The following is a 13,602-nucleotide window of genomic DNA, read 5'->3' as shown; positions in this document are numbered from 1 at the left end:
CCCTTGTCCGTCGTCTATACTCCAGTATCGTCTCTGTATACGTGTCTCATTCATCCGAATCACCGCTTCTGAACCGCTGTATCCGCTGGATCGCTACGTTCGCGATGTACAGCATCGCGACGAACACTACCACTGGCTGGAGCGCGTCCTGCGAGAGCCACTCGACGTTCGGCGCGAGCGTCCCGAACGCGACCGACAGCGGGACGTAGGCCACGTCGGCGAACGCGAACAGCAAGTCCGCGCTGTTGAACATCGCGTCGAGGAACACCACGCCGGCACCACCGCCGGTGAACGCCTCTTTCAGGTCGCTCACGACTCATCACCCGCGAGTGCGGTTCGGATCGCATCCACGGCGCCCGTGACCGAACTGACCGGGAGGTACGTCTCGATGAACCCCCAGAGCAACTGGGTGATACCCGCGACGATCACGGCGAGGAATAGCCACGAGACGGCGAGCGCGAACGGTGCGGCGACGCCGAACTCCACCAGGCCGCTCTCGGCCCACAGCCGGAGCTGTACGAGCGCGTCGTAGAGCGACCCACCCGCCATGGTGAAGCCGTCTCGGAGCGGAATCGCGATACCGTCGACGAGCCCGAGTTCTATCGCCTCGAACACCGCGGTTACCACGTTCGCGAGGAACCACCGCCAGCCGGCGAGGATTCCCGAAACGAGGTACTCCTCGATGATCGAGATGACGAACCCACTCGGGTCTCTGGCGAAGTTGGTGAGCGTGTGGGCGAAATCCGCGAGCGGACGAAGATCGCTCACCCAGTCAGGGAGAACGAAACTCACGGCGTCACCCCCTCAATGAGCGTTCGCAGCGCTCGCCGGAGTACCCAGAAGAACGCCGCGACGACAGCGATCCCGACGACCCACGCGGTGAGTCCGAAGCTCTCGGCGAGTGACCGACCGGCTGCCAGCCACGCCGCGTCGAGCAGTTCGGGCCACCCGTTGAACGGGAGACCGAGGAACGCCGCGTATGCGCTGTAGACCGCGTCAACAGCAGATCCGAGCAGACCGAACGTCAGTTCTAGGACCCCGGCCACCAGCGCGCCGAGTCGAAGCCAGAAGCTCACGACCAGCGTACGGGCGAGCGTTCGCCACTGGACGCCATTCTCGCCGATGAAATCGTCTGTCGTCGCTCTCGTCCCGCTCATCGGTTACCCCCGGCGAGTCTCAGAGCGTCGTCACTCGCGTCCGCCGCCGACGCGACGGTCTGCGGCGTTCCCGTCATGGTTAGCTGAACGGGTTGAGCGCGCTCACGATCGGAATCTCGCCGCCCCAGATCAGGTCGACCAAGACCAGCCCGAGCGCGATGGAGGCCATCACGACCGGTGCTGCGAGAACGCCAAACTGCTGTGAGGAGACGCCGGTCGCTTGCGAGGCGAGTTCGAGCGCCGTGATCGGTTCGGTGAACAGCGCACCGATGAACCGGCGGACGTCGCCGAAGACGGCGAACAGTCCCGACAGGGACGCGAGCCCGTTCTCGATCAGGAGGGCGACGCCGGAGCCGAGCGCGAGGATCGGCGCGACGATCGCCCGCATCAGTCCCTCGTCGATACTGGTTCCCTTTGCGCGTCCGACCCAGTCGCTGCCTGAACTGGACATCTACGACCCCCAGATGTAGTTGGCGACGCCAGCGAGCCCGACCGCCGAGAGGATCGCACCGATCTTCCCGGAGAGCGTCGAGAGGATGCCGCCGCCGGCGCGTCCGGTCGGCCCCATTGCGGCCACCGCCGTCGCCTCGTTCTCTTCGCCGCTCCGGTAGAGCACGTCGCCTTGGAGCGCGAGCACCGCGTCCGACGTCGGCGTGCCCGACAGTTCGATTTCGTCACCCTCGCTCGCGCTCGTGTACGTCGACGTGCGTGAGGTCCACGAGATGGTGCTCTCGTCGTCCCGAGCCTCTTCGAGGGTGACCTGTTCGTCGAGGCCGGTCGCGATCTCCATCGCCATGTAGCGGTCGCCCGGGTACTGGAACACCACCTCGTCGTACCACGTGTTGAGCGTGATATCCAGCGCGTACGCGGTCGGGAACTCGTAGTTGTAGACGAACCGCATCCGGCGGTCGAAGTCCGACCGACCGGAGTCCTCGAACGTATACTCCACGTAGTCGCTCGGCAGCTCGGAGACGCGGAACGCCGCGTCGTACTTGACCTGTTCGAGCACGGCGTTCGACATCCGGTCGCTGTCGTACAGCGTCTCCAACGAGGTGATGCCGAACCAGCCAGTCTGTTCGTACACCGTTTTGGTGACGAGTTCGTCGTCGGTGTTCGTCTGCTCGCGCTGTCCGAACTGCCACCGAGAGGCGCTTTCGAGGTTCAGGCCGTGCAGCGTCACGTCCGCGTCGGCCTCGGTGACCTCGACGACGACCTCCTCGATCGTATCGAGGTTCTCGCCCCCGGTCAGCTCACCGAGCTGCTGCTGGTAGATGATCCCCGAACCCTGCGTCGTCGCGATGGTGCTGTCCGCGGCACCGTCGGCCGACGCGTCGATGACGGCCGAGACCGTGTTGCTCGCTGCGTCGACGACTTTGACGGTGACGACCGCGTCGGCCGCCAGCGTGTTCACGTCAGCGACCAACTGCAGGACACGCCGCTGCTCACCGTCGTCGATCGTGAAGTCGGTGAACGACGCGGTCACCACGTCGCCGGCCGCCTGCCCGGTTGCGGCGATGTTGAGCGCGTCGTCCTCCTCGGTGACGGAGATCGAGCCCGTACTCCCGGACGCGTCTGTCGTCCAGAACTCCGAGTCGAGCGCGGACGCGTCGACGTCATCGCCGTCCGCGTTCGTCGTGGTCAGTTCCGCGGGGAACCGGCGGTAGTCGTCGATGTCGATCAGGTCCCCCCGGATACGGACGGGGTTGTGCGGAGTCGTGTCGTCTTCGCGGTCGGCGAGCGTCGCGCCCGGGAGCGACTGCACCGACTCGTCGTCAGCGATGTAGTTGAACTGGTCGAAGTCCGGCTCGTGCGTCTCGACGGTCACGTCCGCGGTGATCCACGGGTCGTGGACGAGGTCGTAGCCGAAGTTGAGCTGACCGCCGCCGCTCTGGGCGGCCGCGGTGCCGGCCACACTGGCCACTGCCGCGGCACCGACACCAGCCATGAACGCCCGCCGACCGACGTTCCGGGGGACGGTGGCATCGCTTGCCTCGTATTGCCACTGGAACGCGTCTGGTGCTGCATAGGAGGCGGCTTCGAGGTGCGCGTCTTGATAGGTCTGTGCGTCGCTGTCAGTGTCGATCGTGTCTGTCATCGTCGGTTGAAAACGGCCGTTTCCGGCGGCCAGTCCGTGGTTTTCAGCGTTATCTCGTGGGAACCGAAGCCGAAACGCGGTCAGGTAATCGAGAGCGGCGTCGCTCAGGTGGATGCCGTCCGGGTCGGCTCGCGGGCTCACGAGAGATCACTCCAGTATCCCGGACCCGCGATGAACGCGAGCAGTATCCCGCCGGCTCCAGCGATCAGTCCGGACCCAGTGGAGTCGACACCGAAGAGGTAACCAGACGAAATAAGCAGAAGCCCAGACGCGACGAGCGCCCACATCGCCAGTTCGCCACCGATACCAGCACCGCGCATCTCGACGGACGTTCTGTCGGCGGTCACCCCGCCATCCGTTTCGAGATCGTCATCGGCGTCCTCCTGGTACCGAACGTCGAGCCCTGCCGGAACCTCGACGTGGCCGTGGTCGAGGCAGACGAGCACCTGACCGTCGAGGTCCGGCGCGTCGACTGCGTGTTCGTGGCCGTTCTGCCGGACGGCGACCTCGCCGTCAGGCATCGGTGGTGTTGACGTGTCGCCAGTCTCGGAAGTGCTGTACTTCGCTGCGGTCGGCCTCCGCGTTACCGGAGGGATCGGGGGTCTCTTTCACCCGGTCTCTGTCGGTCATCTCTGTCTATCGGCCGGAGCGGCCGATAGACGCGCGACCTGTCCCCCCGTGTTTAACCCACCGCTGAAATGGAACAGAGTAACCTCGAAGCCATGTCAGGCATAGATTTAAGTAACCCAGACAGGTCGGCCAGCCCATGCAGAAGCTCCAAGACCACGGTGGATCGGGTGTTGTCACCCTCCCGCGCGACGAACTCCAGAAAGACGACGTTCTCGACGACGGCGAGATTCCGGACGAACAGCACCTCGATGTCGAACGGATGGGTCGCCGGACATACGTGGTTCGTATCCCTGAAGATGACGGCACGCTTCCCGAGCTGACCCGGTGTGACTTCGTCGAACGGCTGGCCGCGCAGCGCGCCCTCGATCTCGATGCGAGGCGGTTCGTACCGCAGGCGGACTGAGCAAGACTTTGCCTTTGCACCCCTTGCACGAGCCTTTTTAGGTGATAGCGTCGAAGGCGTTGATGCGTAGAAACCCGGCGTCTCCACCCGTAGGCAGGGTATCGGCGGGTTTTGCGCGTTCGCTCCCAATGAGTGACAACGCTAACGAATCGGAGGAAGACTCCGATAAAGACGACGAGGAACAAACCCATCTCGACCGAGTACGAGAAGCAAAACTCGTGCTGGAAACGATGAGAACAGCAGCAAAGCTGGTCGAGATGTTGAGGTAGTGGAGTACGCCCTTAACCGGCGTCTCCACCCGTAGGCGATTCTGAATAGAACCGGTATCGTATTAAAGAATTTGCCACCATCAGAGCCATTCCACCTTCTCCCGCGCTCGGCGCTGTGCCGCCGGGCTATAGGTCCCGTTGTAGTGATCTAGAAACGTCTCTAGGTCCTCCCAGCCGCCCCAGTCGAGAACGAGCAGCGGGTCCACCTCCGCATCCGCGAGCGCACTCGCCCACGTTCGCCGGAGGTCGTGCGTACTGAGGAACAGCCATCCGCGTTCGTCCTCCTGGTCGGCGAGCTGCTCGCGGGCGTCCTGGAGCCAGCGCCGGAGCGAGCGCGTCGACGAGATCGAGAGCACCGGCTCGTCGCCTGCGGCGTCGCGCATGTCGCCGATCGTTTCGATCCGCATCGCGAGGTCGCTCGGGATCGGCGTCTCGCGGAACTTGTCGCCCTTCCCCTCCCAGACCCGGACCACCCAGCCGGCGTCCGTCTCGACGACATCCTGCGGGGCGACGTCGAGGATTTCCTTCGAGCGCAAGCCGGAGCGCGCGCCGAGGCCGAACGCGATCGTCTGCTCGGTGTCGCTCGCGATGGCTTCGAGTTTCGAGACCTCGCTCTCGGAGAGCCACACCTTCTTCCCGTCCTGCTCGTCGTGAGGTCGTAGGTTCATCGCGTCCGGCTGGTGCGTCAACCGGACATAAAGGTGCGGGTCGAGGTGGGTTCCCGGCGTGATCGGGGCGGGTTCGAGCACGATCGCGTCCGACTCTCGTCTCACTCTCGGACACTAGTTAATCAGCAAAGCTGTTCATGGCTTAGAAAATACGTTACGATTAAATCAATTCGTAATCGCTACATATCATATGAATGACGACGATGGTGCTGTCTTTTTTTCTCCAACTCGCCGGGACGTATTGACTGCTACCGCTGCGCTCACAGCTACAGGCGGTAATGTGACGACAGCTACCGCGCAGTCTGACGACTCCGCTTCAGAATACGAGATCGGACTCCCACTAGAACAGCAGTGGACCTTTGGGTTCGCTGATTCTCAGGCGGTTGGTGGTCCGAGAGTTTCCCCCGGATCACAAGTCGGTGATACGTACTACCTCAAGTTGGAAGAAACCGAGTTTGACCCAGCGAAGATTGTCGCGTATGATATAAAAGACCGCTCTAAGCGCTGGGAGTTGACAGCAAGGAATTACGTTTCCCCACCAGTCGTCACTGACGATACACTCGTTGTCTCAGTACTCTCTGATATCAAGGCCTACCCAGCAGCTGAAATGGCGACAGAGACACTGTGGGAGTACACCACAGACATGGATATCGTTGGCGACCCAGCATGGGCTCGAGATGGGTTCTTAATCCACGAATATAATGCGACCTCCCGAGATAGCGGACCGAGCGACTATACCTATGAGGATGGACGGCTCACACTATTAGACTCAGACGGGAACCAGCAGTGGGCTGTCAATGGTGAATCCTTTCGATCACCGTATGTGGAAGGTGATTCAATCATCCACATTGCGGGGAGTGAGTACCGTGAGGGAGGTGACTATACTGTCACCAGCGGACGGGTAGTATCTCGAGATATCGAGACTGGAAATGTCGAATGGAAAACACCAGATATCAAGGTGTGGAATATCCGTTCAACACCGTTCGATCTCGTTGTAGCGCACACTCGAGACGACGCAATCCGAGGGATCAACGCGAATACTGGAGAGGAAGAATGGACGGTAAACGTCGGTCCGAAGGTAGAAGATTATGACGCTGGACCGACACATCTTTTCGTAGGAACGGGTGACCAGATCCAAGCGATCGAGTACGCCACTGGCGAGGTAGCGTGGACGAATACCACCATCCGACCATACGATATATCACATACAGGTGGCCTCGTGTTCATCGGCGCGTACGGTGGAAATTTTTACGCGCTCGATCCGGGAACAGGTGAGATTGTCTGGGAAGATTCTCATCCGCATGGTGATGGTTTCATCCGATATAGCGACGAAGATCTGTATTTGTTCTCTCATAATTGGGTCTCTAGATATACCGGACAACGAGGGAAGGCACTGACAGCATTAGGACGCGCCCGAGACACCGATGGCCTAGGAACTGCTACAGCAGCAGTCGCAAACCTACTCGGGAGAAAAAATGCCCTTTCGCGGGCAGAGACCGCTATTGAGAACAATCGTTATCAGGAGGCGATGACAGCCGTTGACAGTGCGAATCAACGCAAGGGGGCTGTTGAAGCCACAGCAACACTCCTAACGGGTGGTGCCGTGTACGGTGGCGCTCGGACAACTGGCAAGAGAGTGCAAGCCCGCCGATTAGAGTCAGCACTCGATCAGCTCCAAGATGAGTATCCCATTGAATCAGGCGCGCTTGCAGGCCTTTCACCGAACGCAGTTCTCGATCAGGCACAGGTTGCCGAGGAGAGTATCCAGCAGTCACGCTTCGGCCCTGCACTCCGAATGCTTGCAACACAGCAGGATGACTATAGTTCGCTCATACAGACGCTTGAAAGCCTTCATAACGTCCATACTGACTTGAAGACGATCTCGTCGGAACTCGAGTCGGTTGCCGGCGAACTCAACACACAACAGTGGCGGAAAGAGTTTGAAGAACAACTGACTACCGATGGTACAGTCGAAGAGAATACACTTACGCGCTGTCGACAGGCCATTTCAAGAACACAACAGTACACAGAGGTCAAAGATGCACTTCCAATGGGCAAAATCGATCTCAGCCGCTTCGACTCTTCAATAACTACTGTTCAATCGACGGCTGAAACGCCGGCCACTGTCGATGCCTATGTGCAGGCTGGGCTGGAGTCTCTAACCACCTATGCGAATTCACGCCGTCACTTAGAGACATATGACCTCTCGCCAATCCGAGATCAACTGAATCAAGCACTTCAGTCAGACCCGATGAAGACAGATTCTGGAGTCCCATTATTCGAAACGCTCGATTCACTCCTCACGGCAGCCACGGAGGCAGAGCAGGCGCGTACCGATATCGACTATTCTCACACCGGATTTACTGCAGATGAGGTCACTGCCTCAATCAGGCAGGCTCTCGCGACTATCGATGTCAATGAGATGCAGGCAATCGCAACGAATCTTCAAAATCTCAAACGCGGCGTGTGGAAAGCCGAACACCTACACGCGTACTCTCCGTACGAGTTTGAGCATTTGATTGCTGATCTGTATTCGGATCTAGGCTACTCGACGGAGGTGACAGAGGAAGGAAGCGACGGTGGGATCGACGTCGTTGCTACTGATGATGGCGAGAAACTCATCATTCAGGTCAAGCAGTACTCTCCAGGTAACAAGATCGGACGCCCGACAATTCAGCAGACAGCAGGAGTCCGAGACCAATTCGGTGCTGACAAAGCTGTCGTTGTTACTTCGAGTAACTTCACTGGGACCGCTCGCGATGCAAGTCAGGATTACGGCGATCAGATGGAGTTGATCGACGGCCAGACGCTTCGTGAAATGCTCTCTCACTCTCGGCTAGCGCCTCCAATTCAGTCCCAGACTGGTGCGCGTTCGAGCCAGCGGAACCAGCGAACTCAGCGTGGAAGGTCTCACTCGCAATCAAACGGAACCAGTTCGTCTTCTCACAACCACCACACGGGCTCCTACTGCATGGTGTGTGAACAGTACTTCCAAGTTGAGTTAGAGACCGTCGAAACACCTACTGGAGAGACAGTTCAGTGTTGTCCACGGTGTAAGCAGCTCATCAACGAAGCGACTGGCGTGAATGAATATGACCGCGCAGACGCATTAGATGTACTTGACCTGTCGCCTGGAGCGTCCGATGCGGAAATTAAAGATGCCTATCGCAGTCTCATGACAGATGTACACCCAGATCAAGGTGGGACACGAGAAGAATTTGAGGAGGTCCAGCAGGCGTATGAAACCCTCCTGTAGTGGCATATCAGTCTCAGATACACTCCACACCACATGTCTCAAAACAGTTGAGCAGATGATGATCTTGATTCGACAGCTCTCTTGAGCCCCCTTGCTGTCTGAAAATATCCGGAGGTGTTGTTCCGTATCAGACCTGTAACTGTCCGACTCTCTCCGTATTGTCGGACATCAAGCTCAGACACTTCGCATAAAACTCTACGAGGTTTCAGAACCACAGGAAGAACATTTCCATGAAATAACCCAGTCTTCACTGTTCGCATCATTACTTAGATCACTAATATTCACAGGAACTAGTGTTCCCTGTTCATCGCAGGAGCCGCAGTTGGCACCGGTCAGTGAGACGTTCATAGCTGTTTGTTTGCCTCACTATCAGTATAATATTTTGGGGGAGCTGTTTGGGCGGTAGGAACCTGCTTCTCGCCATGTCTGAGTCCAGCTGTTGATGATCGACGTGCCACAAAATATTAATTCGTTTGATATGATCTGAGAGAATATGGCAGATCCAGACATAGCGGTGAAAGATGATCTGAATATTGAAGAGACGATCCAGTCACTCGACAAAGCGATAAATGAGATGGCTGCGAGAATAGCGACTGGTGAATTCGATGAGGAGCACGAACAACTTGATGTTGACCGGCTGAACGCAATATCGAACGCAGTTGATGCGAAACGGAGACTCATCGAGGAAGCACCGAAGGCTAGTCTGAGTGAGCTTTGGGCAGAGGATTTGAAAGAGTAGTTCATCCGCACCTGATGTCGAACTACGCCGTCCGATCTTCTCCCAGTTCCCGGACAGGTACTGATGAACCACTCACCTGTCGGCGCGATTCAGCACTTCTCTTGAATACAGCGTGATTATGGCTGAAACTCTTTGACCACATCGGGCGGTTCCTGCCACTGTAAGAACCAATGGAGCGGGTACGCAAGGAACGCTCCGATCACTACCATTCCGATGAACGAGCCGACGAGCATCATCAGGAGGCTAACTAATGCTTCAGTTGATAGAAGAGCGTACGATGTATTAGCAATTCCATTGACCGTGAGCATTCCAGAGAATAGTAGACCGGCAATGATCATGACACCGATTCCACGGTTTGTACTCCAGTTGGATTCTTTTTCGCGTATGAAGCGGTTCATAATCGCGAAGGCCGGTACGATGCTCGCCCCCGCCGCAAAAGCGGTGATGAGTAAAATCTTTCCCGCGGATGTTACCTCGGCCATTTGTAGGAGTTAGTGCTTGATGATGGATAACCAATATTATTCTATTGGATCGCGTTGTTGCGATATATCTACTCACCCTCTTCGTCTACTGCTGAACTGTTGGATGTGTCCTTATCTCTTTTCTCTATTTCTTTCATGTACTCAAGGCTGTATGGCGGATCAAATCTTAGCATAGAGCCCCTGTTAGAAACGCTCTCAGGCAAAATAAGAAGCAACAACCGGTACACCATTCCAATGCCAAAGAAGATACCCAATAACTCAATTGGTGAGGCCGTATCTCCTGCTGCGAGAGTATATGCCACCACCGATAGGATCATCATTGAAAGAGTAAGTCCTAACTTGCCAATCATTAGCCACCGATCCAGAGAGAAGATTAGTCGATCGTTGTGTTCGATTCGATCTCTATAATCCTCAAGTCGAGACTTTAGATATTCTTGAGTTGAATCTTCAAATGAAGTTAGGTCATGTATGTCGCTTGGGTTGGAAATACTACGCGTATTGTATGCCTCATACCCGCCTGCTCCTATATTAACGAGACCAGTTATCAGTAAGCATGTGAATCCACTTATTGTAAGGTATCTTATTGGAATACAACCCCCGCTATCAAATATACATCTGTCTGACAGAACCAAACTTCCAAGTCTGGTAAGAGATGTCGGCTCAAAGGCGCTCAGTAATGTAACAGGTACTCCAACAAGAATCAAAACGAGTTGAAAATAGCGCGTTCCCTCCTTAGAAAAGGACTTGATACTCTCTTTCTGAGTACTTAGGCGCTGTTTGGCGTTTTCGTACTCTAGTCTTAGCGCCTCTTCAGATACTGAGCCCTTCTCACGATCATCATTCTCTTGTTGATTATCTCCGCTCATTTGTTATACGACTGAACAAACAAGAGAGAAAAGGCTACCGCCGTAAAGTGTCCTGTCCGATACTATTGGTGGCAGTTGAGCTTCCCATATCGACGCCGGCACACCTAGTTCTATTAAAAATGAGGTCTACTCGCCAGTGGGGCGAGAAGGGCCTGCTTCTCGCCATCGTGCTATTACGTCTTCCTGTCAAGATGTTAGATCGAAAGCCCGATTTGTAATTCTCCGAGTAACTCAATAGAGGTTTTTATTCGATAATTTCAGTGTCGTCAGTACTCTGAAGACCCGAAAGGGAACGTTGCCATTCTTCCCAACGGGAACCCCCACTCATATCAGTAGCGTCAATTGTTTGTAATCGCTGTTTGAGAACATCTGTTAATTCGTCAAGCCCATCAACAGACCAGAAATCTTGAGGGGTCGGTGAATCAATAAATTCCGTGTTAGGGCTTAGAGAGATAACCTGTAGTTGTTCTGGCGCATTTTCACGAAGACGCTGGAACCAAGTTTTTGCAAGAAGCGATGGATCAACAATCCATATAAAACAATAATAGAGCTCGTCAACCTCTGCAATCGGCTTCTCTTTCGCATTTTCAAAAACAGTTAGTTGTAGATCCAACTCTAACGTTTCTGAGACGGACCGCAATTGCGATTGAATTTTATCAGGATCATATTCTGCGCTATCAAAGAATGCAATCTGGACAGTTTTCTCTGACTCTTCCTGATCAGTATCTATTGGTCGATCAACACGTGGTGAGATCTTTTGGAGATCTACAACTGAAACTTGATCCATTCGATATTGATCACCTTCCCCGTACGTCAGTAGGTCAAGAAGTGGGTCTACACTCCCCCAATCTTGCAGTACTTCATGTTCAGAAACATCTCCTTCGTTGTCATTAGCAAACTTAGACATCCGTTTAAGAGCAGTTTGATCGTTTGCCACGACGGTTACAAACGTAGGATATTGAATACTTATTACGACAAACTTCGCAAGTTGAAAGAGTGTTATCATATCCCCTGCTGGTTCTTCATTTTTTCCTGCAAGTAGTCCCTCTGATTCCGCAAGAACCGCCCTAAGACGATATAAATTAATGAATCTTTTTATTTGTCGCGGATTATTTTCAAGAGCCGGTGCCGCCATCTTTACCACGTCATCAAGTGATGATTTAAACCTCGGTGAGAGTTCTGTTTGCCAGATTGACTCGATATTATCTCCACCTGTATTGTGCTTTGTTATTTCCTTATTAAGCACATCTCTCCGCACAAGTTTCTGGATGTCTTCTTTTTTTGGCTCCGGGACTACAAATGGTATTTGGATAAATTTTTCAAGATACTGATACCCGAAATCGATCGCCTCATCTTCTGTCTCATCATTAATATGATTAAGTAATGTTTCGTGCTTTGCAGCAATTCCGGCGGCAACACGCTCTCGATCTAATCCAATAATAAAGATGAGATCTGAATTGCTTGATACCATTAGATTAATCGATCGCATCAAATCAGCTGCCTTTGGAACGGTACATCGATCTACATCGTCCATAAAAACGTAAACTGGATCATTACCAGCATATGTGTCCAGTATGCGTTCAAGATCGGACTGAAACGCTTGTAGAAACTCCGTCCGTTCCCGATAGGAAGGGTCGTTTAAATGTTTTTTAAAAGATCTATTTATAGACGTTGCCCATACCCCGTACGCACGTCGGCTGAGATCTACAGTTGCAAGAATACTGACGACAACGCCACTAGTTCCTAGCCAGAATCGCAGGTTTAACCCTGTCGTTGCCGAACTCGCGCTAACCCATTCGATACCGATGTTTAACCAAAACCAAAGCCCACTCAGAACCACAACGACTGAAATTGCAAGAATGGCTGCGAACTTCGCTAGTGCTCCGTTGCTAGTTTCAGAGAGAAGCCGGCGCCAACTGATCATCGCAAACTTCCCTGGTCTCTTGTACCATGGAACACTACTTTTGAGAGACTCTACAAATGTTAGTGCAAAAGATGCCCATAGTGCCTCTTGCTGCTCATGCTTCCATGGGTTGAATTCAATAGTTGTTTCTCCCTCTTCTTCCAACTCTCGTCGAAGTTGACTCATGAAAGATGATTTTCCACTCCCCCATTCGCCCTCTACAGAAAGTGTAAGTGGTGGTTCCGTTTCATCATTTGTGAGGAAATATTTGACCGCAGTCACATATGGCTGAAATCCAAGTTGGTCAACCTCAGCTGGATGATCATCAGTCGCGCCAAAATGAACATCCGGATCCTCAGCCGCATCCTCACCCATACTCAATGTCTTTCTTGACACGTTACAAAACAGTTGTCCTCTGATATATCCCTGAGATTCAGTTTAATTAGTCTAAATAATTACTTGTTTTTTCACTCTCAACCAAATAATTATGTGGTTTTAATTATGTATGTGATTTGGTTTGATAAATAGTATCCTGAATAGCTTATCAAACTACGTCAACTCCGTCATCACTATCATCGTCTTCTCCGCCATCTACCGCTGTATCCATCCGAGTTTCAACATCTGTTTCTCTCTTTGTTGCTGCTCGTGATTTGTCGGCCTGCTTCTGCGTGGAGGGGCCGAGCACCTGCGCGCTCTGAACGCCCGTCATGATCGCCATGACACGGACCTTCCCCTTATACTCGTCCCGGATACGCGCGCCCCAGATGACGTTGGCGTCCGCCTCTAGCCGCTCGGTGATATTATTCGCGATTCCCTCTGTCTCCTTCAGCGTCAGGTCTGGGCCGCCCGTGATGTGGATGAGCCCGCCGCTCGCGCCGCGGTAGTCGACGTCCAAGAGCGGGTGGTTCATCGCGTCGTTGACCACCTCTTGGGTCTTGTTTTTGCCCTGTGTCTCGCCGACTAACATCACGGCGATGCCACCCTGGTTCATGATCGTAGATACATCAGCGTAGTCGAGGTTGATGAGCGAGGGCTGGGTGATCGTCTCCGAGATCCCCTTCACGGTCTCGGCGATGATCTGGTCCATCACCGAGAACGCCTTCCCGATCGGCAGGTTGGGCACGTAATCGAGGA

General features: G+C 54.5%; 13 protein-coding genes and 1 pseudogene. 3 read left to right on the top strand and 11 right to left on the bottom strand.

The window, feature by feature from the left end; all coding sequences use genetic code 11:
* Positions 1-46 precede the first annotated feature (46 nt).
* The 6 genes from NO930_RS10830 to NO930_RS10805 all read right to left on the bottom strand — a co-directional run bounded on the left by NO930_RS10830 (position 47) and on the right by NO930_RS10805 (position 3,773).
* On the bottom strand, positions 47-313 hold the full coding sequence (locus NO930_RS10830; protein ID WP_256403476.1) for a hypothetical protein: 267 nt from the start codon (positions 311-313) through the stop codon (positions 47-49).
* The gene (locus NO930_RS10825; protein ID WP_256403475.1) at positions 310-792 is read right to left on the bottom strand and encodes a hypothetical protein; all 483 of its coding nucleotides are present in this window, start codon (positions 790-792) and stop codon (positions 310-312) included. The genes NO930_RS10830 and NO930_RS10825 overlap by 4 nt, the downstream gene beginning before the upstream one ends.
* A complete protein-coding gene (locus tag NO930_RS10820; protein WP_256403474.1) occupies positions 789-1,157 on the bottom strand; it encodes a hypothetical protein in 369 nt (122 codons plus the stop codon). The genes NO930_RS10825 and NO930_RS10820 overlap by 4 nt, the downstream gene beginning before the upstream one ends.
* Before the next feature lie 79 nt (positions 1,158-1,236).
* Positions 1,237-1,608 carry a hypothetical protein gene (locus NO930_RS10815; RefSeq protein ID WP_256403473.1) on the bottom strand — a complete coding sequence of 124 codons (372 nt, stop codon included), beginning with the start codon at positions 1,606-1,608 and terminating at the stop codon, positions 1,237-1,239.
* Entirely contained in the window at positions 1,609-3,252 is a 1,644-nt protein-coding gene (locus NO930_RS10810; RefSeq protein WP_256403472.1) for a hypothetical protein, read from the bottom strand.
* A gap of 137 nt (positions 3,253-3,389) precedes the next feature.
* Entirely contained in the window at positions 3,390-3,773 is a 384-nt protein-coding gene (locus tag NO930_RS10805) for a hypothetical protein (RefSeq protein WP_256403471.1), read from the bottom strand.
* A 245-nt stretch (positions 3,774-4,018) separates the two neighbouring features.
* Between NO930_RS10805 and NO930_RS10800 the strand changes: the two genes are divergently transcribed.
* Entirely contained in the window at positions 4,019-4,285 is a 267-nt protein-coding gene (locus NO930_RS10800; RefSeq protein ID WP_256403470.1) for a DUF8053 family protein, read from the top strand.
* A gap of 349 nt (positions 4,286-4,634) precedes the next feature.
* Here NO930_RS10800 and NO930_RS10795 read toward each other — a convergent pair whose 3' ends face one another.
* Entirely contained in the window at positions 4,635-5,222 is a 588-nt protein-coding gene (locus NO930_RS10795) for a site-specific integrase (RefSeq protein WP_256403469.1), read from the bottom strand.
* 190 nt (positions 5,223-5,412) lie between these two features.
* Between NO930_RS10795 and NO930_RS10790 the strand changes: the two genes are divergently transcribed.
* Together NO930_RS10790 and NO930_RS10785 are read left to right on the top strand one after the other, a co-directional pair.
* A complete protein-coding gene (locus NO930_RS10790; protein WP_256403468.1) occupies positions 5,413-8,478 on the top strand; it encodes a restriction endonuclease in 3,066 nt (1,021 codons plus the stop codon).
* Between the two features lie 493 nt (positions 8,479-8,971).
* A complete protein-coding gene (locus NO930_RS10785; RefSeq protein WP_256403467.1) occupies positions 8,972-9,217 on the top strand; it encodes a hypothetical protein in 246 nt (81 codons plus the stop codon).
* 116 nt (positions 9,218-9,333) lie between these two features.
* Here NO930_RS10785 and NO930_RS10780 read toward each other — a convergent pair whose 3' ends face one another.
* The 4 genes and pseudogenes from NO930_RS10780 to NO930_RS10765 form a co-directional block, all read right to left on the bottom strand.
* Entirely contained in the window at positions 9,334-9,699 is a 366-nt protein-coding gene (locus tag NO930_RS10780; RefSeq protein WP_256403466.1) for a hypothetical protein, read from the bottom strand.
* Positions 9,700-9,767: 68 nt separating this feature from the next.
* Positions 9,768-10,565, bottom strand: a complete 798-nt coding sequence (locus NO930_RS10775; RefSeq protein WP_256403465.1) for a hypothetical protein — start codon at positions 10,563-10,565, stop codon at positions 9,768-9,770.
* Between the two features lie 244 nt (positions 10,566-10,809).
* Entirely contained in the window at positions 10,810-12,843 is a 2,034-nt protein-coding gene (locus NO930_RS10770) for a KAP family P-loop NTPase fold protein (protein ID WP_256403464.1), read from the bottom strand.
* Between the two features lie 169 nt (positions 12,844-13,012).
* Positions 13,013-13,602, bottom strand: a pseudogene (locus tag NO930_RS10765) (cell division protein FtsZ); the annotation flags it as partial.

Origin of the sequence: Halorubrum salinum (assembly GCF_024494575.1) — an archaeon.
Taxonomy (GTDB): Archaea; Halobacteriota; Halobacteria; order Halobacteriales; family Haloferacaceae; genus Halorubrum; species Halorubrum salinum.
The sequence above is the reverse complement of the archived record's forward strand: the minus strand, read 5'-3'. Positions and strand labels throughout refer to the sequence as shown.

What these genes read in the sequence shown, in the direction of transcription:
- NO930_RS10820 (WP_256403474.1), bottom strand. Translation starts at nt 1,157, where the DNA reads ATGAGCGGGACGAGAGCGACGACAGACGATTTCATCGGCGAGAATGGC.
- NO930_RS10815 (WP_256403473.1), bottom strand. Translation starts at nt 1,608, where the DNA reads ATGTCCAGTTCAGGCAGCGACTGGGTCGGACGCGCAAAGGGAACCAGT.
- NO930_RS10810 (WP_256403472.1), bottom strand. Translation starts at nt 3,252, where the DNA reads ATGACAGACACGATCGACACTGACAGCGACGCACAGACCTATCAAGAC.
- NO930_RS10805 (WP_256403471.1), bottom strand. Translation starts at nt 3,773, where the DNA reads ATGCCTGACGGCGAGGTCGCCGTCCGGCAGAACGGCCACGAACACGCA.
- NO930_RS10800 (WP_256403470.1), top strand. Translation starts at nt 4,019, where the DNA reads ATGCAGAAGCTCCAAGACCACGGTGGATCGGGTGTTGTCACCCTCCCG.
- NO930_RS10795 (WP_256403469.1), bottom strand. Translation starts at nt 5,222, where the DNA reads ATGAACCTACGACCTCACGACGAGCAGGACGGGAAGAAGGTGTGGCTC.
- NO930_RS10790 (WP_256403468.1), top strand. Translation starts at nt 5,413, where the DNA reads ATGAATGACGACGATGGTGCTGTCTTTTTTTCTCCAACTCGCCGGGAC.
- NO930_RS10785 (WP_256403467.1), top strand. Translation starts at nt 8,972, where the DNA reads ATGGCAGATCCAGACATAGCGGTGAAAGATGATCTGAATATTGAAGAG.
- NO930_RS10780 (WP_256403466.1), bottom strand. Translation starts at nt 9,699, where the DNA reads ATGGCCGAGGTAACATCCGCGGGAAAGATTTTACTCATCACCGCTTTT.
- NO930_RS10775 (WP_256403465.1), bottom strand. Translation starts at nt 10,565, where the DNA reads ATGAGCGGAGATAATCAACAAGAGAATGATGATCGTGAGAAGGGCTCA.
- NO930_RS10770 (WP_256403464.1), bottom strand. Translation starts at nt 12,843, where the DNA reads ATGGGTGAGGATGCGGCTGAGGATCCGGATGTTCATTTTGGCGCGACT.